Source organism: Mesorhizobium sp. WSM4821, from assembly GCF_055901555.1.
In genome coordinates, this window is sequence record NZ_CM148371.1 from 259,307 (window position 1) to 279,532 (window position 20,226).

Below are 20,226 nucleotides of genomic sequence, written 5' to 3' on the forward strand. Positions count from 1 at the left end.
TGACCTCGCACGATCTCCATGCGTCGTTCGAGAGCGGCGTGTGCGGCTCTCAAGGCGCGCAATGCGGCTCTTGTCACTGGTGCTCGCGCCAGACCTCGGTCGGGACCGAGCGCCAGGCAACGGAGCCCAGTTGTGTCGACGAGGCGATTGCCGCGCTGGCTGAGCGCATTCGTTCATCAAACCGCGGCTTTCGGCGCTGCATGTCGAATGTGCGACAAACGCACCAGAACCACCATTTCCGACAAGGGAGAATGCAATGAATTGTTCCGCTGAAAGCAGTCCCATCGACGTCACCAACATCCTCACGCGCCTGAAAGGCCTCTCATCCGCCGAGGAGTTCTTCGCTGTCCTTGGCGTCTCGTATGATCCGAAGGTGCTCAATGTCTCACGGCTGCATATCCTCAAACGTGTGGGCCAATACCTTGCCGAGGAAGATTTCTCCGGTCTGCCCGACCAGGTGATCGCCGCGCGCATGCGCGCCATGCTGGAACGCGCCTACGAGGATTTCGCGCTTTCCTCGCCGCTCACGCACCGGGTTTTCAAGGTGCTCAAAGATCACAATCCGAACAAACCTCACACGCCAGGCCGCACATTCATTCCGTTCGACTCCGTCCTGAAGCGGTTCGGCCAATAAGCGCTACATAGTTGCAACGCGACAATGTCGACAAGCCGACAATTCGGGCACCGAATCCGGGGAGCCTCAGAAAAGGTCAATGCAATTTACAAGGAACGGACGTTCGCAAATCACTTGGCACGAATGATGCAACCAAGAACTCGCACCGCCAGCCCGCATCGGGATAACAGCGCAGAGAACGCCAATGCATATCGTCGTCAGCATCAAGCAGGTGCCGGACTCGGCACAGATACGGGTCCATCCGGTGACGAACACAATCATGCGCCAGGGTGTGCCGACCATCATCAACCCTTACGACCTGTTCGCCCTCGAAGAAGCACTCAGGCTCCGCGACGCCTATGGTGGGGAGGTCACCGTGCTCACCATGGGTCCACCTATGGCCGAGGACTCCCTGCGCAAGGCGCTCGGCTATGGCGCCGATCGGGCGGTGCTTTTGACCGACCGCTATTTTGCCGGTTCCGACACGCTGGCCACCTCCTTTGCTCTTTCCCAGGCAATCGCAAAGATCGGCGAGACGTTCGGCACGCCGGACGTGGTCTTCACGGGCAAACAGACGATCGACGGCGACACCGCCCAAGTCGGGCCCGGCATCGCCAAGCGTCTCGATCTGCTCCAACTCACCTATGTCGCGAAAATCGCCTCCATTGACCTTGCTGCAGGCGAGATCACGGTCGAGCGCCGTTGCGAGGGCGGCACCCAGAAGCTGAAGAGCAGGCTGCCTTGCCTCATCACCATGCTGGAAGGCACAAACGAGATGCGCCGGGGCTCGATCGAAGACGCTCTTTGCGCCGCGCGCAGCCAGATTGTGAAATGGAGCGCGGCCGACGCCGGCATTGAAGATCTCACCAAATGCGGCTTGCGTGGCTCGCCGACGGTCGTCAAACGCGTTTTTGCCCCTATCGCCCGGTCGGAAAAGGCCGCGCAAATTGAGACCGCGGAGAAGACGCTGCGCGATGTCGCCGACGAACTGATCGGTGCAATCTTCACCCGCCAGCCGGCGCTGGAACCGGAACTCGCCTTCGAGGGCGCGTGACGGCAAGGAGCAGACCATATGTCGAGCACGAACTCAGACACCCCTCGCCAGCCCCCCGGCCGTGCCGGGATGAAGAAGGAGCTTCCCGAGCGTTTCAGGGATTATCGGCACGTCTGGGTTTTTATCGAGCTCGAACGAGGGCAGGTCCATCCAGTATCTTTCGAACTGCTTGGCGAGGGCCGCAAGCTGGCGGACAAACTTGGCGTCCAGCTCGCGGGTGCTGTGCTCGGACCCCCGGGAGAAGCCACCCAGAACGCAGTCGCCGAGGCCTTCGCCTATGGCGCCGACCTCGTCTACTTCGTTGAGGCGCCGGTGCTCGCCGACTATCGTAATGAGCCTTTCACCAAGGCGATGACCGATCTGGTTGCTACTTACAAACCGGAGATCCTGCTTCTCGGTGCAACCACGCTCGGCAGGGATCTCGCCGGTTCTGTCGCAACCACCTTGCTCACAGGGCTAACGGCCGACTGCACCGAACTTGACGTGGATGCTGACGGTTCGCTCGCCGCGACTCGCCCGACTTTTGGCGGTTCGTTGCTATGCACGATCTACACGCTCAATTACAGGCCGCAGATGGCGACGGTGCGACCGAGGGTCATGCCGATGCCCCAGCGGGCCGACAAAGCGATCGGGCGTGTCATCCCGCACAAGCTGTCGCTAGCCGAGGATGAAATCGTCACCAAGGTGCTAGGATTCCTTCCGGACAGCCAGTCGGGTAACGCCAATCTCGCCTATGCGGATGTGGTGGTTGCGGGAGGGCTCGGTCTCGGCGGAGCGGAGAACCTGCAGCTTGTGAAGAGTCTCGCGCGAGTGATAGGCGCCGAATTCGGCTGTTCGCGGCCGCTGGTCCAAAAGGGCTGGATGTCGGCCGATCGGCAGATCGGCCAAACAGGCAAGACAATCCGGCCGAAGCTTTACATAGCGGCCGGTATTTCCGGCGCCATCCAGCACCGCGTTGGAGTTGAGGGAGCCGATCTCATCGTGGCAATCAACACCGACCCAAACGCGCCGATTTTCGATTTCGCTCACCTCGGGATCGTCACCGATGCCGTTCGCTTCCTGCCGGCGCTGACCGAGGCCTTCACCCGGCGGCTGTCACCGCACAGTCGCGACAAGCTTGCGAGCTAAGGGAGATGGAGATGATCAAGGAAAAGTTCGACGCCATTGTCATCGGCGCCGGCATGTCCGGGAACGCAGCTGCCTACACTATGGCAAGCAACGGCTTGAAGGTGCTGCAGTTGGAGCGAGGTGAATATCCGGGCTCCAAGAATGTCCAGGGTGCCATCATGTATGCGAACATGTTGGAGAAGATCATTCCGGATTTCCGGGATGATGCACCTCTCGAACGTCATCTGGTTGAACAGCGGCTCTGGGTGATGGACGACACCTCCCACACCGGGATTCACTATCGGTCGGACGACTTCAACGAGGTGAAGCCCAACCGCTATACGATCATTCGTGCCCAGTTCGATAAATGGTTTTCGCGCAGGGTGCGCGAGGCCGGCGCGACGGTTCTGTGCGAGACGACGGTGACGGAACTCGTCCGTGACGCCAAGGGCAAGGTGATCGGCGTCCGCACGGATCGGGCCGGCGGAGTTATCTACGCGGACGTAGTTGTTCTTGCAGAAGGTGTTTGCGGGCTGCTTGGCACGCGGGGCGGCCTGCGCAAGATGCTGAAGCCGGAAGCCGTGGCGCTCGCAGTCAAGGAGATGCATTTCCTGCCCGAAGAGGTCATTGAGCAGCGGTTCGGGGTCAAAGGGAGTGAAGGCTGCGTGATTGAGGCAGTCGGCACGATATCCCACGGCATGGCCGGGCTCGGGTTCCTCTACACCAACAAGGAATCGGTCTCACTGGGCGTCGGCTGCCTCGTCTCGGATTTCGCCGCGAAGATGGAGAGCCCATACGGCCTCCTCGACGCCCTGAAAAACCACCCTTCGATTCGGCCGTTGATCGCCGGTTCGGAGGTGAAAGAATACGCGGCTCATCTCATTCCCGAAGGTGGCTACAAGGCTATTCCGCAGCTCTTTGGCGACGGTTGGGTCGTTGTCGGCGATGCCGCGCAATTGAACAATACCGTTCACCGCGAGGGTTCTAACCTCGCCATGACCTCGGGTCGCATCGCGGCTGAGGCTATCATCCAGCTGAAGAGACGCAACGATCCTATGACCAAACAGAACCTCGCCCTTTACAAGACGATGCTGGATAAATCCTTCGTGGTCAAAGACCTGCGGAAATACAAAGACATGCCAGCTTTACTCCACACCAACGCCTGCAATTTCTTCACGACCTACCCGCGGCTAATGTCACAAGCCGCGCAGAACTTCATGCGTGTCGACGGCACGCCAAAGATCGAAAAGGAAAAGGCTACCACGGCAGCCTTCATCAAGGCGCGCTCGCGGTTGGGGCTGGTCAGCGACGCGATCCGGCTGGCATTGGCGTGGCGGTGAGGCACTGACGACATGACGAACCCAGGGACAGAATTACGTGTCGAAGACAAGCTTTACCAGAACCGCTATCTTGTGGACTCCGGCCGTCCGCATATAAAGGTGCGACCGCACAAGCAACCAAGCGCGAATCTGCTCGCGCTGACCCGCGTATGTCCGGCGAAATGCTATGAATTGAACGACAAAGGTCAAGTTGAAATCACCGCCGATGGCTGCATGGAGTGCGGCACCTGCCGCGTTTTGTGCGAGGCCAGTGGCGAGATCGAATGGAATTATCCGCGTGGTGGCTTCGGCGTCCTCTTCAAGTTTGGATGATCGGCTTTGGCACCGTTTCGGCGGGTGTGCACCTGTGTACTCCCGAACTCGCGACAAAGCGCAATCTTGCCGGCACCATCTCGCCAAATTGCGGAGCGAATGAACTTCCTGAACTGATGAAGGCGCTTGGGAGGAGCACCCTGGACCACAACCGCTGAGGTGTTTCCATGGCTCACATACGGCCGGATGATCGGGTCAACGGAGTAGGACCTCGAGACACCTTCCGCAAACCCGCCAGTGATGGGATGTTCGAAGCAGATGACTGGCTCAAGGGAATCTACGAGGTGTCGAAGGCGCTGATGGCTCCCGCCCGGCTGGAGGTTACGCTTGCCAATGTCGCGAACACTCTCCCGTCGTTTGTGCAAATGCGTCACGGAGCAATCTTTGTCCTGGACTCTGAAGGTGAGCCGGAGATCGCCGCGAGTGCCGGCAGCGGCCCATCAGGCACTCACCCCATCATACCAAAGGCGGCAATAGATCAAATCGTCGCTACGGGCACGCGGCTCGTCATCGCGGACCTCAGCACGTCCGAGTTGTTTCAGGCCGAGCTTCAAACCCGTCTTGGTGTCAATTCCCTCCCAATGGCCTTTATCGGCGTCCCGGTTAAGGCTGAGGACAGGATCCTTGGGACGTTGTCGATCGTAAGAGACAGCGCAAACGGGTCCCGCTACGATGAGGACATCTGCTTCCTGACGATGGTGGCCAACCTCGTAGGCCGCACTATTCGCCTCCATCGCGGTTTGACTAGGGATCGTGAGCGGCGCGTCGATGAGAGCTGGACAGCGGAGAATTCGTCCGATGAGGACCGGACCGACCCCGTCCCGCATGCGCCCGTCAAGATGGATGGGATCATCGGGGAGAGCCCCGCACTCAAGCAGGTTCTCGAAACCGTCTCCATTGTAGCAAGGACGAATTCCACCGTGCTTCTGAGGGGCGAGAGCGGCACCGGCAAGGAGTTTTTCGCGCAAGCCATACATAGGCTCTCGCGCCGGCGGAGGAAGTCTTTCGTCAAGTTGAACTGCGCCGCACTGTCGGAAAGCGTTCTGGAGTCGGAGCTGTTCGGACATGAAAAAGGCGCCTTCACTGGGGCAATTTCCCAGCGCGCCGGCCGTTTTGAATTGGCAAACGGGGGAACGCTGCTACTCGACGAAATCGGCGAGATTTCGCCTGCCTTCCAAGCGAAGCTGTTACGCGTCTTGCAGGAAGGCGAACTGGAGCGTGTTGGCGGTACCAAGACGCTGCAGGTCGACGTGCGACTTATATGCGCCACCAACAGGGATCTCGAGTCGGCTGTCGTAAACGGGGATTTCAGGGCCGACCTTTATTATCGCATCAATGTGGTGCCAATCATCCTGCCTCCGCTCCGAGAGCGACCGGGGGATATCCCTCGCCTTGCGAACGCCTTCCTCGAACGATTCAACAAGGAGAACCATCTCGAACTCGCCTTCGCGCCGTCGGCGCTCGAGTTTATCTCACAATGCTACTTCCCTGGTAACGTCCGCGAATTGGAGAACTGCGTGCAAAGGACGGCCACGCTAGCGCGCTCAAGGACAATCGCTCCATCAGATTTTGCCTGCAACAATAACCAATGCCTATCTTGGCTCCTCTGGAAAAAAGCTGATCATTCGCTCAGCGGCAATACCGGCAACCAGCGCTTTCGAAGCAATATGATGCCCGCCGGATTGCCGATGCCGGCCGGGCGCTTCGGCGCCCCGCAGGACAACGTGCGACCCCATACTGCCGACCCTGCAAACGATCCCGCTCTCCCTGCAATAGTCCCGCGCCTGACGGAACGCGATCGGCTGATCGGCGCGATGGAGAAGGTCGGCTGGGTTCAGGCCAAGGCCGCCCGTGTCCTCGGCGTCACGCCGCGACAGGTCGGATACGCTTTGCGCCGACACGGTATCGATGTGAAGAAATTCTAGCATTCTCATGACGTGGAGAACGAGAACACTGCGCCAGCTACGCGAAATGTGTCGGAGCCCGGGCCAAAGCTGCGCGAGTGTGTGATGCTGTCACACCCCTTCATCACCCGCCCTTGCCGACGTCTTGCCGATCGCAGAAAGGAGTCACCCCACACTCTGAATCGGAACCATGCAGACCCAAGTGAGCAGTGGCAACTTCAGCGCGGACGAGCTCGCCGTCGCCGAGACCGACATCCTCGTCGGAAGACCGGTCGGGAGTTGTGCCGAGGGCGATCACGGCCGAGCGGCCGACGCGGGATTTCTATCTTGAACTGATGTCCGGCCGGGTCGTCTTCCTCACCTTCTCACATAGTCCTGTTAGAAGTCCGACAAAGCTATGTCGGAGCAACTCCATGATATCCGACGCGCAAAGCCAATTCGTGAACTTGCGCCACTTTTTCAGTTGGCATTGCTCTTGCGCTTCGAACCGCGACGTTAACCCGTAACGGAGCCGTTCAATGGCCGCACCGGTGATTTCAGTTGAGAGCCTGACCGGCGCGAGGGTCTCCGACCAGTTGCTGGTGAACGCGAAGTCAGGTGGCTGCGCATCTTCGTCCTGCGGGTCGTCGACAAGGCCGGACGATGTGGATCCGGCCATCTGGGACAAGATCAAGGATCACCCGTGCTTTTCAGAAGAGGCGCACCACTATTTCGCGCGCATGCACGTCGCCGTCGCGCCGGCCTGCAATGTCCAGTGCAACTACTGCAATCGCAAATATGATTGCGCCAACGAAAGCCGGCCCGGGGTTGTCTCGGAAAAGCTGACGCCCGACCAGGCAGTACGCAAGGTGATCGCGGTCGCCAATGAAGTGCCGCAGCTTTCCGTGCTTGGCATCGCCGGACCGGGCGATGCCTGCTACGACTGGGAGAAGACGAGGGCGACGTTCGAACGCGTCGTCAGGGAAATCCCCGACGTCAAGCTCTGCGTCTCTACGAACGGGCTCGCGCTGCCGGACCACGTCGACGAGCTTGCCGACATGAATGTCGATCACGTGACGATCACGATCAACATGGTCGATCCGGAAGTCGGCGCAAAGATCTATCCCTGGATCTTTTACGACCATCGCCGCTACGTCGGCATCCAAGCCGCCAGAATTCTGCACGAGCGGCAGATGCTGGGGTTAGAGATGCTGAGCGCGCGCGGCATCCTCACCAAAATCAATTCGGTGATGATCCCTGGAGTGAACGACCAGCACCTGATTGAGGTGAATAAGTGGGTCAAGCAGCGCGGCGCGTTCCTGCACAACGTCATGCCCCTGATTTCGGACCCCGCGCACGGAACGCACTACGGACTGACCGGGCAGCGCGGCCCAAATGCAATGGAGATGAAGGCTCTTCAGGATCGTCTTGAAGGCGGCGCCAAGTTGATGCGCCACTGCCGGCAGTGCCGGGCAGATGCCGTCGGCCTGCTGGGCGAGGATCGTGGCCAGGAATTCACACTCGACCAGATTCCCGGCGAGCTCACCTACGATGCCGGCAAGCGCGAAGCCTATCGGGAGCTGGTCGCGGACGAGCGCCGTGATCGCCTGGCAGCCAGGAGCGAAGCGATCGGAATGGTCAAGACAACGAGCTCCGGCAAGTCCCTCCTCGTTGCGGTGGCGACTAAGGGCGGCGGCCGCGTCAACGAACACTTCGGCCATGCCAAGGAATTCCAGGTGTATGAAGCGTCGCCGATAGGGATCAACTTTATCGGGCACCGCAAGGTTGAGCAGTATTGCCTCGGGGGTTGGGGCGAGAAGGCCACTCTCGACGGGGTCATCGCTGCGCTTGAAGGCGTAGACGTAGTGCTTTGCGTCAAAATTGGAGATTGCCCCAAGGATCAGCTCGCGGCCGCCGGTATCCGAGCAACCGACGCTTACGGCCATGACTACATCGAAACGGCAATCAGCTCGATTTACGCCGCCGAGTTCGGCGTCCAGGCACTCGCCGCGACGGCCTGAACCTATCTCATTTACTCGAATCAGGAATCAAAATGGCTTTCAAGATCATCGCATCCCAATGCACACAATGCGGCGCCTGCGAATTCGAATGCCCGTCGGGTGCGATCAAGTTCAAAGGCGAGAGCTACGTGGTCGAGCTGCAGAAGTGCACCGAATGCGAGGGAGCTTTCGATACGCAGCAATGTGCTTCGGTGTGTCCTGTGCCGAAGACCTGCGTTCCTGCCTGAGTCCACTGGGTACCCACACAACTGGCTGCCCGGGGAATGCCTGCGCGCCTCATCAATGACACTAGCCTCAGAAACCAGGAACCGCCATGCGGCTCGCACGCGAACAGGAGGTGGAAATCCGCAGACCTCCCCAATTTCAGCCGGGAGAGCGGGTCCGTGCCACTCGCCACATTAAGAATGACGGCACCTATCCTGGCAGGGAGATCGGCGAAAATCTCGTCTGCAAGGGCGAAGAGGGTTATGTGCGCGACATTGGCACGTTTCTACAGCAGTTCTTCATCTACGCGGTCGAATGGATCGACCGTGGGACGGTCGTCGGCATGCGAGCGCGTGAATTGACGAGCCTCGACAACGCCGACGCTCCCTGCCGTGCCGAAGAAAACGCCAATAAAGGAACGGCCGCATGAAAGTAATGATCCGCAAGACCGAGGCCGGGTTGTCGGCGTATGTCCCCAAAAAGGATCTCGAGGAGCCGATTATCAAGTTCGAGAACCAGGACCTGTGGGGCGGGGTCGTAACGCTCAGGAACGGCTGGCGGCTCCTCCTTCCCGATCTTCCGCCGCATACGCGTCTGCCGATCACCGTCGAGGCAAGGAAGCTTTCCGACGGGGACTGATGCCGCCCGTCAATGAGAGGCGTCAAGAGGAAACGAGCATGAACACGATCCCGACCTCGGGCCACCTAGTCGTCGTCCGGGACAGTTTTGCCCGAAAGCTGCTTGAGCTGGCCAGACGAGCGTTAGTCTCCGATCAGGTGATCCCGTATCTCGGTCCGGGTCTCCTCCGGCTCAGCTCTGCTGAGCCGCCTGTACCGTGTACCCCCGAAGCCGTTGCCGAGGCACTCAACACGCGGGCGCCAGCCCCCTCGAAGATCCGCACCAATATGTGGTCGGTCGCGCAGTTCATCGAACAGCGCCGGCATCGCCGCACACTTCAAGCTTGGATGACTGATATATTTGCCGGGCCGGCGGCGCCGAGCATCCTCCACGCCTGGCTCGCAAAACTCCCGCTCTCCCTCATCATCGACAGCTGGTACGAAGGCGCCATGCGCGCGGCGCTGGCGGAGGTCGGCCGAACCGACGTCGTCGAGATACAAGGCGTCACGCGGGCGAACGAAGTTGGCGACATTTGGACCAGAACTTACGACTTGTCGGGAAGGGAACTCGAGGCTGGAGCAGCGACAAAGACGGTTCTCTATGCGCCACATGGCAGTATTAGGCCGGCCGCAAATTTCCTCATCGCCGATTCCGACTATGTCGAAGCCCTGACTGAAATCGATATCCAGACGCCTATCCCTGACGTGGTCAAGGAACGACGCGTCGACCGGGGTTTTTTCTTCGTCGGCTGCCGCTTCAATGATCAGATGCTGCGCACTTACGCCAGGCAGATCATGAAGCGCTCGGAAGGCCCCCGTTACGCGATAATGGACGGACAAACGCTGACCAGAAACGAAGCCCGTTTCCTTGCGGGAAGCGGAATCACGGTGATCGACATGCCAGCGAGCGAAGCCGTGGCGCAACTCGCCGGATCAGCATGTTGAACCGATGGTGGCCAGGATCAACTTGGAGGGACGTCTTTGATGTGAGTCGACCGGCTCGCTTCCGAAGGCGGAAAATTCAGTCGGGGGCACTCGGTGGGCAGTGATGCTGTTGGCACGACCTCTCTCAAATCGTCCGCGCATGTAAAAGCGGCCGGGTGGGGCCGGGGCTTGAGCACGCTACTGCGCATTACGCGCATGAATTTGAGGCACCCGTGGCAGGTCGCGTTAGCTATCGGTTCGACGATGGTAGCCGTAATCCTGCAGTTGCTCATTCCCCAGCTTCTCGGCCGGGCTGTCGACCAGACCCAAGTAGCCATCGGGGGCGGTGTCACGGTGACGGCTGCAGAACAAGCCCTCTGGATTCCTGCTCTCCTGCTGCTCGGCGCGAGTACGCTACGCGGCCTCTTTACGATGGCGCAAAACTACTTTGCCGAAGCCGTCGGGCACCACGTCGCGTACGAACTGCGGCTTGCTTGTTACGACAAGGTCCAGCGCCTGAGCTTTTCCTTTCACGACCGGGTGCATTCAGGCGACCTGATCACCCTCGGCATCCTCGATCTCGACGGCGTGCGGATGTATTTTTCCACCGCCCTGGTTAGGTTCTTTCTGCTCACCATGCTGATCGGGATAGGCGCCTGCATGATGATCTCAACCGACCCGGTGCTCGGTTTGATCGCGCTGAGCTTCGTGCCTTTCGTAGCCTGGCGATCGTCGGTCACCCAGCTTAAGCTACGCGCCATCTGGCTCGACCTGCAGGAGCGGCTTTCCGTCCTGGGACGCGTGATGGAAGAAAATCTCGCAGGCATCCGCGTTGTCCGGGCGTTTTCGGCACAGGCTCATGAGATGGCGAAGTTCGACATCGCCTCGACAAATGCGCTCGAACTCGCGCACGAGCAGGTCGACGTGTACGTGCCCAACACGTCGGCAATGACCCTCGCCTTCTTTGTCGCCATGGGGTTGGTCCTCTGGGTCGGTTGCGACAAACTCATCGCCGGCCAGATCAGCGTTGGAACGCTCACGACGTTCCTGACGTTCATGACGATCCTGCAAATGCCCGTCCGCCAGATCGGACTGATGGTCAACGGCTTCGCCCGCGCTTACACTTGCGGTTCGCGCCTCTTCAGTCTGCTCGACCGGGACATCATGATCGGGGATGCTTCCGGTGCAAGACCGCTCGAGATCGGTGAAGGAACTCTGCGCTTCGACAATGTCTCGTTTGCATATCCCGGCACCGGAAACCGAGTCATTCTAAAGAATATTACCTTCTGCGCCCGTAGGGGCGAGACGATCGCGATCGTGGGTCCGCCGGGTTCTGGCAAGTCGACAATTGCTCACCTGATCCCCCGCTTTTACGACGTCACTGGTGGCACCATCATGCTTGACGGGCAAGACATCCGCGGGGTCACCCTCGCATCGCTTCGCAAGGCGGTCGCGGTCGTACAGCAGGATGCATTCCTGTTCACAACCACGATCGAGAACAACATCGCTTATGGCGACCCCTGGGCGAAGGAACAGCCGATCGAGCGCGCTAGCGAATCCGCCCAGTTGCACAATTACATTCTCGGCCTCCCCGCTGGCTACAAGACGGTCGTCGGCGAACGCGGCGCCTCTCTCTCGGGCGGCCAGCGTCAGCGTCTCACCATAGCTCGCACGATGATGTTGCGCCCATCAATCGTCGTTTTCGACGACTCAACGGCCGCGATCGACGCCGCCACAGAGCTGCGCATCCGCGCGGCGATACGGCGTTTCGCAAGGGATAGGGTGACGATCATCATCGCCCACCGGCTGAGTTCACTCAAGCACGCCGACCGGATTCTGTTTGTCGACAACGGCGAGATCGTGGAACGCGGCACCCATCAAGAGCTTTTGGCCAAGCGAGGACGCTATAAGGCCCTTTATGATCTTCAGTTGCGCCCGGGAGATGACATTGCGACCACGTTTGGAGGCGCGCCCTGATGGCCAAGCGGCACGCCAACGAACTCGAAATCGAACCGAATGATAGCGGTAGACGCCCTCGGCGCGCGGTCGTCGGGTCCCATCGCATCGAGGAGGAGATCTTTGGCCGGGCTTTCGACAAAAACATCATTCGCCGCATATGGGCCTTCGTTCGTCCCTACCGAGTCATGGCGGTCGTCTCCCTTGCCGCATTGCTGATTTTCACTGGCACGCAGCTTCTCATCCCGCTGATCATCCGCTACGCGATCGACCACGCCATAATTCCGGTAGGCGCTGATGCCTCCGCCCTGCTTGAGGCCGCCATCGCGTTTGCGCTTGCCATTCTGGTTAATTTCGGCGCCGCCTACGCGCAAGAAACCGTGGTAGGGAAAATGGCCGAGAACGTCCTCTTCGACATCCGCCGCGCCATGTTTGCCCATCTGCAGAAGGTATCGCTTTCCTTCATGGACAAGACCGAGGTAGGACGCCTGATGTCTCGCCTTCAGGGCGACGTCAACTCTATCCACGAATTTCTCGAAAACTCGATCTACTCCGTAGGCGACATTGCGCTTCTCTTCGGCATCATCTTCGTAATACTGTCGGTCAACTTCAATCTCGGCTTTCTGACGCTCTCGGTCTTGCCGGCCCTGTTGATTATCCGCATCGTGTGGCTGCCGCGTGCCCGCGAGGCCTTCATGGCTGCACAAGAGACCAATTCAGTCGTCAACGGCGCATTGGCCGAAGCGATTCAAGGCGTCCGAACCGTCCAGTCCATGGACCGCCAGTACGTCAACTTCGTATTGTATGACGACAAGGCACATGCCGACCTCACGACTCACCTGACCGCTGCCAGGTATGCGCAGGTCATGGTCCCTATCGTCGATGGCCTAACCGGCCTCGCCATGGCTGTCGTCATTGTGGTCGGCGGCTCCATGATCATGAATGACCGCGTCGATGTGGGCGTATTGGTTGCCTATATATTCTACATCCAACGCTTCTTTGACCCAATTCGCTCACTTACTCTGCAATATTCCGTGATGCAGCGCGCAATGGCCTCCGGCAAGCGCCTGACCGATGTGCTCGACGTCAGGATCGAGATCCAGGACAAACCGGATGCCAGGATCCTTTCGCCCGAAATGGACGGCTCGGTCGAGTTCAGGAACGTCGCGTTCGGCTACGAGCCCAACCATCCGGTCCTGAAAAAAGTCTCCTTCCGGGTCAATCCCGGCGAGACGGTCGCCTTGGTCGGGCCGACCGGCTCTGGTAAATCGAGCGCGATGGCCCTCGTCCACCGCTTCTATGATGTTCAGCAAGGTCAAGTCCTGGTCGGGGGACATGATGTGCGCGATCTTACCCAGGAATCGCTCGGGCTCCAGATCGCCATGGTGCTGCAGGAGCCATTTCTGTTCACCGGGACGATCTTCGAGAACATCCGCTACCACAAGACGGAAGCCACGCGGGACAAAGTGATCGAGGCCGCCAAGGTGGTCGGCGCCCACGACTTCATCATGAGCCTTGCTGACGGGTATGAAACTCAACTCGGCGAACGCGGCGGCAACCTTTCTCTCGGCCAGCGCCAGCTTGTCAGTTTCGCCCGCGCTCTCGTTGCCGACGCCAAAATTCTTGTTCTTGACGAGGCCACCGCCAGCATCGACAGCTACACGGAAATGCTGATCCAGAAGGCTCTCAGAAAGCTCCTTGAAGGCCGGACCGCGCTTGTCATCGCTCACCGTCTCGCCACAATCCGAGGTGCCGATCGTATCATCGTGCTTCAGAACGGCCAGGTTGCTGAGACCGGCAACCATGACAAACTGATGGCTATGGGCGGGCTCTATTCCAAACTCTACAATCTCAACTACTCGTCCTTCGACGACATTCCCGAAGAGGAAGCCGATCCGGCCGGACAAGCCGACTCTCGTACCTGATGCTCCTTGCGAGCCGTATCTGACCGTCCAGGGGCACCGGCGAAAGCGCGAACAGATATTGCGCTAGATCCCGGACGGCCATGGGAACCTGATCACTACTGGCCAGACCGATCCCACGACATAATGCACACCTCGCTATGTTATTGAAAAAGCTGGATCTGCTGATCCTGTGATTGTGATAATGGACTGTGTCCGCTCCTGCCGGAATGGTGCTGGATATCGAGTTGCTCGATATCTTCATGACGGATGATCCAGGGCGTACCCTTGCAATACTGCTCGGCCTTCAGATCGCCGGCGCGGATCATGCGCAGCACGGTCATTGGCCGCAGCCCGAGCTTTGCAGCCGTTTCCTGCAATGTATACTCGCCGCGCTCCGACCGTTCGTCCTTTTTGTAGACGGCGATGTCGTGCTGGTTGCGGAAAGTGCAGACACGGGACTGCGTCCATCCGTTCTGACGACCCGTGGTTTTGCCGAGCCGGTTGAGAAGCGATGCGATCGCTCTATCCGGCAATTGGCGTGCCAGGGCACGGATCAGTTCCTCGATGTCCGGCGGGGCGCCCCAACGGTGATGGCCTGCCTTGTTCTTCCTGACCGAAAGCGCGGTATGGTCGCCGCCCTGCCAATGCACCAGCATTTTGATGTGGTCGTCTTCGATGGCGACGACAATCTCGCGGATCACGGCGCGGATGATCCGCTTGCGCGTGGTGGCGGTGGCGTTGGCATGATGCCATGCCAGTTCGAGATCGGCGCCCATGCGCAGCAGGCTCCGCCGTTCCTCTTCTCCCAGAGCCTCAGGCTTGTGGCGGTCGAGCGCGTCAAGCTCGTCCTGACGCTCGCGGACGGCTACGAGCGCGGCATTCCAGCGTCGCTCTAGTTCGCCTGCTACAAGCCGGTTGTCCGGGTCGACGGCGTCATACTGGCGGCGTGCATGGGCGGCTTCATAACGTGCTTGCTCGAGTGCGAGCTCCACATGGCGCCGCTTCTCTCCAGCCTGCACGGTGGTGGTCTCGATGGCCTTGATCGCCGCTTCGATGCCGAGCGGTTGAAGGCGTTGAAGAACCTCCGCGCTGACCGCCTGATCGACCCGCAACGATCCGAAGCCAATGCACGGGTCGGTTCCGTGGTTGAGCTGCGCTCCGCGGCAATGATAGCGCCCCGTATTGCCGTTGCTGCCGGAATAGGAGACATGCAGCTTGCGGCCGCAATGGCCGCAGCGCAAGAGACCGCCGAGCAGCAACTCGCCCCGGCGAAGAGCACCGCGCGGCACCAAGCCTTTGCTTGTGGCATTGTCCGTGATCAGGCGCTGATTCCTCTCAAAATCGTGCCAGCTCAGGTAACCTTCGTGATGGTCGATGAGCAAGACCTCCCAGTCGGCGCGATCGCGCCTGATCCCACGCAAAATCCGTTTGCGTCCGGCCTCTATGGTGACTTTGCTGCAGGTTCGCCCGAACGCATAGGCGCCGGCGTAGATCGGGTTGGTGAGAATGTGGTGCACAGTATTGTAGACGGGCAGCTTCCAGACGATCGCCCTGTCCGCCGCGCGCGTGTAATTTACGGCAGGGAGCATAGTGCCCTCGCTGCGCAGCCACAGATGCACCTGCCGGATGCTCTGCAGTTCGTCGAAACGCCGGAATACAAGATCGATCGCCTCGCGGATCCGCAGGTCCGGGTCTTTCTCGATCCGGTTCCGGCCCGACTTGACGTAACCGATCGCCACCGTCAGGAAAAGTTCGCCCCGGCGTGCCTTCTGCTTCAGGGCTTCGATCGAGCGGGCCCGCAGGATCGAAAGCTCCAGTTCGCTCATCGTGCCCTTCATGCCGAGCAGCAACCTGTCGTTGGGATGACGCGGTTCGTAGATGCCGTCCTCATCTATGATGAGCGTTCCGACAAGGCCACAAAACTCGATGAGCGTATGCCAGTCCCGGCCATTGCGGGCCAGCCGGGAGGCTTCAATGGCGAGGACCGCACCAACCCGACCTTCGCAGATCGCCGCCAGAAGCTTCTCAAAGCCCGGACGGCTGATGCCAGACCCTGAACGACCGAGATCTTCATCGATGACGATGGCTTCTTTCCAGCCAAGGGACCGCGCTCGCTCGGCAAGGCCATATTGGCGTCGCCGGCTCTCTGGATTGTTGACGAGTTGATCGGCCGTCGACTGCCGGACATAGACATAGGCGCCGCGCGCGAGATGTTCAGCGGTGATCTTCATGATCTGCCTCCCGTTCCGTCTGGCTCACCACCGCTTCCCTCAGCAAGGTCTCGATCAGCGGGAGGGTGCGTTCCCGGACTTCGCCTGGAAGACTCGATGGCGGAGCCTTCGTGGAAAACAGGTCTGGCTGGTCGGTTCGGCATTGCCTGCGCTGCATGGTCGTCTCCTGGCTGGCGTGAGTCGCTCTGCAGAAAACGTAGACCTGCATCCACCTCGCTGCGCAGGTCGCGCAGGCATGAAAGGGGAAAACGGGGCGCCTCGCGAACCGCCATCGTCAGGGCGATCTCTTCCGTCATCCAGATCGGAATCAGCGCCAGGCTGCCATCCGGTTGTCGCCCGACATAGGCCGGCTCACCGCAATAACGCTGACGGCCTGTGACAAAAATCTCCCCGCCCGAACGCGGATGAAAGGCGTAACGGACAATCTTCTTTGCCTCGCCATCCTGATAACGGGCATTATGAGCCCAGTCCGACCGGAACCGGCAAGTCGTGGCTGGCCGGCGCCTTCGGCCGGCAAGCAGCAGGGCTCGATCGTTTCGTGCTCTATGTGCGCGTGGCCCTGTTGGAGGATTGCGCTCGCCCATCTCGATGGAAGCTTCCCACGCCTCTTCGACAAACTCATCCGGGCGCGCCTGCTCGTCCTCGATGGCCCACTCCCCTACCGGCCAACAGCGCTCGCATCTGTTCGAAATCGTCGAGAAACGATATCGCCGAACCGCCCATGTCCCAGATGGAATTACCTATCGCCACAAACGGAGCGCCTCTGCGCAAGCTATCAGCGCCGATTGGGGCTTGCCTACACCCAACGTAAACGAAAGACGGTTTACGGCCGTGCACACAGGCCAAGCGTGGACGGCGGAGTTGAGGCGCGTTCCTGACATTCAGACACGGCCTTTCAACCAATGGGCTTTGTATCGCCGACCTCGCCAGTTTGGCTCAGCACATCACGGCCAGAGTGGAGTGGAACTCGCCATCATAATATGCTCGCATAGCGCCGTTGAGCATTTTGGTTAGCGACCCGGTACGCCTGCAAAAAAAATCGAAAAGAATCATCGTGCAAAGCGGAGCAATCCTCCGTCAGTCTTTGGCAGCCACTGGCTCGATCGGCACTCTAGCCCGTGAGCGCCACGAAACGCGGATCGACAATCACGCCTTTCGCCGGAATAATCTTCTCTCCCTCGAATGGCAGAAGCAGTTCGAGCTGATCCTTGTCCTTCCTTCGAATGGATGGGGTCAGCTTCTTTTCCGGGATCGGCAGTGGCGGCAATTTCGGCATGCGGCCGGAAAGCATGTCTTCTACGGTTGCGATCTGCATTCTAGGTATTCGGCCATGGGCAGAACGCGCCACAAAGCCAGCGTCGGCGGCTTCCCGGATCATTGGTTGCGTGGGATCAGTCAACGTGACCAGAATCCCCATTTCCGCTTCTTCCCGTTCGGTCACACCTCGAAGATCCCGCACCATCTGCGCGCCGACATGCTCGCCTCCCTTCACCGAAATAATAATCCGACCGTCACCAAAGGGACCGTTTTTATACAGGATGTTGCCGTCAATGCCCCGGTCCGCACCTCGCTTTTCTTCCCGGTAGGTTTGCGCACCAACGCGCCACGCCGCCCACCATTGGAATTGATGCTTGTCACGCCTCGCCAAATCGCGCGCCGATGCCAGATCAACCGGGCGGCCTTGAACCTCATAAATGGCATTTGGGTGATTTGCTTTAAGCCGAGCTTCAATGAGCGTGACAGCGTAGTGGGTAACGTCGATACCGATCCAATGACGGTTCAACCGCTCAGCGGCCTCAACGGAAGTACCGCACCCGCAAAACGGATCGAGGACCACATCTCCCTCATTCGAGGATGTTGCAATGATGCGCTCTAGGAGGGCGACCGGCTTCTGGGTTGGATAGCCCATCCTCTCCTGAGCTTGCGAATTGATCGCGTCGATATCGGTCCACACATCTCGCAGCGGCACACCCGGCGCATCTACTAAGAACTGTTTGTATCGGACAAATCCGCCATTCCGCGGGAAATAGAGCAAGCCGATCCGGTCCAATTCTTCCAGCCGATCCAGAAAATCAAAATCGCTGAGCTGCCGGCCCGTGACCTTCTCATACTTCGCATAGAGGTACGAGGCCGGCTGCCAGTGCCTGCCTTGCTCGGTAGGATCGAACCCACGCCACGCTTGTCCACTTGGCCCTGTTCGCGTTCCTGGCCCGGTTAAAGCGACGTCTTGGAACGCTTCACCGGTCGCCTGATCTATTTTCCCGAACTTCTTTTTGTAGATATGATCATATTCCTGCATCTGGGGATTCCAGATGCATTTGTCTGATCGCCCATAGAACAAAAGCACGTCATGTACCGGTCCGTAGCGGCGTGCCGAATTATGAGAACCGGTTCGCTTCCAAATCACTTCGTTGCGAAAATTATCGTGGCCGAAAACAGCATCCAGAAGGATCTTAAGATAGTGGCTGGCCTTCGGGTCACAGTGCAAATAGAGCGATCCGGTCGGCTTCAAGACGTCTCTAAGCTCAAGCATTCGCGCCGCCATCATGGCTAAGTAAGTCATCATGGCATTCTGTCCGATCCAAGCCTTCAAGCCTCTAAGCGCAAGTGCAACATCGCCAGATGCACGCATGACATCTTCATATGCCTCAGCTGCGTGTTCGCCCCACTCCCAAGTGTCCCTGAAGGCTTCGGCTTGCGCTTCGGTCGGCGCCCCGCCATCCTCTCGGAAAAGTACGTTGTAGTTGGCATTAGAATTGAATGGCGGATCGAGATAGACGAGATCGACAGATTCCGGCTAATTCTCTCGCGAAGAACGTGGAGATTGTCACCAAAGAATAGTTTGTTCATCGTCGCCGCCCTAGTTGCGCTAAACGACAATGTCTTACATACCTTAAATTAGAATTGTGGAAAGCTTACCAAATAACTAACATCTAATTATGCTGTTATGCGTCTGGTGCGCAGAGAAATTCTCCTGTGAGCGTATCTTTCACGCAGAAAGTGGTGACCCGTTTCGGCCAGTCGTGGCTGAAGCGCAGGAATCAACGAAACCGACGGAACATGCTTCCGCCAACCGACTATCTTTTCGATTGTCGCCAACCGGCGGCAACGGCTTCTGCCTCTGAGCAGAACCATCTTTCGCCCTTGGCTTCGGTGATTTTGGCGACGCTGTAATACTTTTGGCCAGGCACGTGATAGATGTGTTCACCGTCCGCTGAAATGTTGCCTTTGATGTTGCATCCTGAGCTGCCGTTGCCGATCGCAAAGAGCGGTGCCGGCGTCGCTTGCGGATCGTCGCTACGCTGCGCTCGCCAGTCCCATGGAACTTGAAACGTCCCTACCCAAACACCGATCTTTGACGCCTTCGCCTTAGTTTGCTGCCCTGCATAGGCACCATTGCTGTATTTCGGCCAATCGAGCGCTTGGCCATGCTTGACCATCCAGGCGGCGACACTGGAGCCGTCCGCGCGCCGGCAATCGCCAACATAGCGGTCATAGCTATCCCACGTGACGAAAGTGCATTGGACCGGCTTTGACGCCGACAGGAAGCCGTCCAGTGCTTCGGCGGAGCGGCGCCCGCACGGGTATTCGAAACCTTTAGCGTCGTTGCAGTATTGCTGGCTCTCGGGCGCGTCGATGCCATTGAAGCGGATGCGCTGCCCATGGATTTCAATTGTGTCGCCGTCGATGACCGAAGCCACCCCAGAGATCGGGGCCGGGGTCGGCTTGGTCAAATTCTGTAGATTGATCTCAGGCAGCGAGCCTGTGTGTTGCAGGGCGAATTGCGTTACCAAAGCCGAAGCTGCGGCCACGGTCACGAAAACCCGCATAGGCACGCCCGACAACCAGCGCCGATGATGCCGCTTTGGCCCGCTGCGCTTCCGCCACTGGTCGGACCGATTATCGTAGCGAGACCTGTAGCCCATCATCACATCGCGCCGCCTGAGCGGCTTTCGGCCGGACGCAGCGTCACCGAAATAAGAACCGCTGATTTGGCGGCGAAATACAAACGCCAATGCATGAAGGTATCCCCCGACACCAGATGGGATCATGCGCCTTT

The 20,226-nt window shown here is 59.2% G+C and carries 17 protein-coding genes and 1 pseudogene; 13 read left to right on the forward strand and 5 right to left on the reverse strand.

The annotated features are described in order from the left end of the window. Window positions 1-256: 256 nt before the first annotated feature. The 6 genes from nifW to nifA all read left to right on the forward strand — a co-directional run bounded on the left by nifW (window position 257) and on the right by nifA (window position 6,351). On the forward strand, window positions 257-634 hold the full coding sequence (gene nifW / locus AC0NID_RS01190) for a nitrogenase stabilizing/protective protein NifW (protein ID WP_473457745.1): 378 nt from the start codon (window positions 257-259) through the stop codon (window positions 632-634). Between the two features lie 184 nt (window positions 635-818). Continuing rightward, window positions 819-1,667 carry an electron transfer flavoprotein subunit beta/FixA family protein gene (locus AC0NID_RS01195; RefSeq protein ID WP_473457743.1) on the forward strand — a complete coding sequence of 283 codons (849 nt, stop codon included), beginning with the start codon at window positions 819-821 and terminating at the stop codon, window positions 1,665-1,667. 18 nt (window positions 1,668-1,685) lie between these two features. Next, a complete protein-coding gene (locus AC0NID_RS01200; RefSeq protein ID WP_473457742.1) occupies window positions 1,686-2,795 on the forward strand; it encodes an electron transfer flavoprotein subunit alpha/FixB family protein in 1,110 nt (369 codons plus the stop codon). 11 nt (window positions 2,796-2,806) lie between these two features. Further along, a complete protein-coding gene (locus AC0NID_RS01205) occupies window positions 2,807-4,114 on the forward strand; it encodes an FAD-dependent oxidoreductase (RefSeq protein ID WP_473457740.1) in 1,308 nt (435 codons plus the stop codon). Window positions 4,115-4,126: 12 nt separating this feature from the next. Next, window positions 4,127-4,426, forward strand: coding sequence for a ferredoxin family protein (locus tag AC0NID_RS01210; protein ID WP_473457739.1), 300 nt, complete (start codon window positions 4,127-4,129; stop codon window positions 4,424-4,426). Between the two features lie 167 nt (window positions 4,427-4,593). Continuing rightward, window positions 4,594-6,351 carry a nif-specific transcriptional activator NifA gene (gene nifA / locus AC0NID_RS01215; protein ID WP_473457737.1) on the forward strand — a complete coding sequence of 586 codons (1,758 nt, stop codon included), beginning with the start codon at window positions 4,594-4,596 and terminating at the stop codon, window positions 6,349-6,351. 301 nt (window positions 6,352-6,652) lie between these two features. Here nifA and AC0NID_RS01220 read toward each other — a convergent pair whose 3' ends face one another. Continuing rightward, window positions 6,653-6,997, reverse strand: coding sequence for a hypothetical protein (locus AC0NID_RS01220; protein WP_473457826.1), 345 nt, complete (start codon window positions 6,995-6,997; stop codon window positions 6,653-6,655). Here AC0NID_RS01220 and nifB point away from each other — a divergent pair. The 7 genes from nifB (at window position 6,912) to AC0NID_RS01255 (ending at window position 13,956) form a co-directional block, all read left to right on the forward strand. Beyond that, complete coding sequence (gene nifB / locus AC0NID_RS01225; protein WP_473457818.1) at window positions 6,912-8,330, forward strand: nitrogenase cofactor biosynthesis protein NifB; 1,419 nt, start codon at window positions 6,912-6,914, stop codon at window positions 8,328-8,330. The genes AC0NID_RS01220 and nifB overlap by 86 nt on opposite strands. 32 nt (window positions 8,331-8,362) lie before the next feature. After that, on the forward strand, window positions 8,363-8,557 hold the full coding sequence (locus tag AC0NID_RS01230; protein WP_008878193.1) for a 4Fe-4S dicluster domain-containing protein: 195 nt from the start codon (window positions 8,363-8,365) through the stop codon (window positions 8,555-8,557). 86 nt (window positions 8,558-8,643) lie between these two features. Further along, window positions 8,644-8,964, forward strand: coding sequence for a nitrogen fixation protein NifZ (locus tag AC0NID_RS01235; protein WP_473457735.1), 321 nt, complete (start codon window positions 8,644-8,646; stop codon window positions 8,962-8,964). Next, the gene (gene nifT / locus AC0NID_RS01240; RefSeq protein WP_473457734.1) at window positions 8,961-9,173 is read left to right on the forward strand and encodes a putative nitrogen fixation protein NifT; all 213 of its coding nucleotides are present in this window, start codon (window positions 8,961-8,963) and stop codon (window positions 9,171-9,173) included. The genes AC0NID_RS01235 and nifT overlap by 4 nt, the downstream gene beginning before the upstream one ends. Before the next feature lie 38 nt (window positions 9,174-9,211). Continuing rightward, window positions 9,212-10,096: an SIR2 family NAD-dependent protein deacylase gene (locus tag AC0NID_RS01245; RefSeq protein WP_473457733.1), complete on the forward strand. Its 885-nt coding sequence runs from the start codon at window positions 9,212-9,214 to the stop codon at window positions 10,094-10,096. 93 nt (window positions 10,097-10,189) lie between these two features. Further along, window positions 10,190-12,052, forward strand: a complete 1,863-nt coding sequence (locus AC0NID_RS01250) for an ABC transporter ATP-binding protein (RefSeq protein ID WP_473457732.1) — start codon at window positions 10,190-10,192, stop codon at window positions 12,050-12,052. After that, window positions 12,052-13,956, forward strand: coding sequence for an ABC transporter ATP-binding protein (locus tag AC0NID_RS01255; RefSeq protein WP_473457731.1), 1,905 nt, complete (start codon window positions 12,052-12,054; stop codon window positions 13,954-13,956). The genes AC0NID_RS01250 and AC0NID_RS01255 overlap by 1 nt, the downstream gene beginning before the upstream one ends. A 140-nt stretch (window positions 13,957-14,096) precedes the next feature. On the opposite strand, the gene AC0NID_RS01260 is transcribed toward AC0NID_RS01255, so the two are convergent. From AC0NID_RS01260 to AC0NID_RS01275, 4 genes and pseudogenes are all read right to left on the reverse strand, one after another. Then, window positions 14,097-16,166, reverse strand: a complete 2,070-nt coding sequence (locus tag AC0NID_RS01260) for a recombinase family protein (RefSeq protein ID WP_474033408.1) — start codon at window positions 16,164-16,166, stop codon at window positions 14,097-14,099. Window positions 16,167-17,277: 1,111 nt separating this feature from the next. Next, window positions 17,278-17,949: a restriction endonuclease gene (locus AC0NID_RS01265; protein WP_474033459.1), complete on the reverse strand. Its 672-nt coding sequence runs from the start codon at window positions 17,947-17,949 to the stop codon at window positions 17,278-17,280. A 6-nt stretch (window positions 17,950-17,955) separates the two neighbouring features. Continuing rightward, window positions 17,956-18,894, reverse strand: a pseudogene (locus AC0NID_RS01270) (DNA methyltransferase); the annotation flags it as partial. Window positions 18,895-19,243: 349 nt separating this feature from the next. Continuing rightward, window positions 19,244-20,182: a thermonuclease family protein gene (locus AC0NID_RS01275; protein WP_473458469.1), complete on the reverse strand. Its 939-nt coding sequence runs from the start codon at window positions 20,180-20,182 to the stop codon at window positions 19,244-19,246. Window positions 20,183-20,226: the final 44 nt, after the last annotated feature.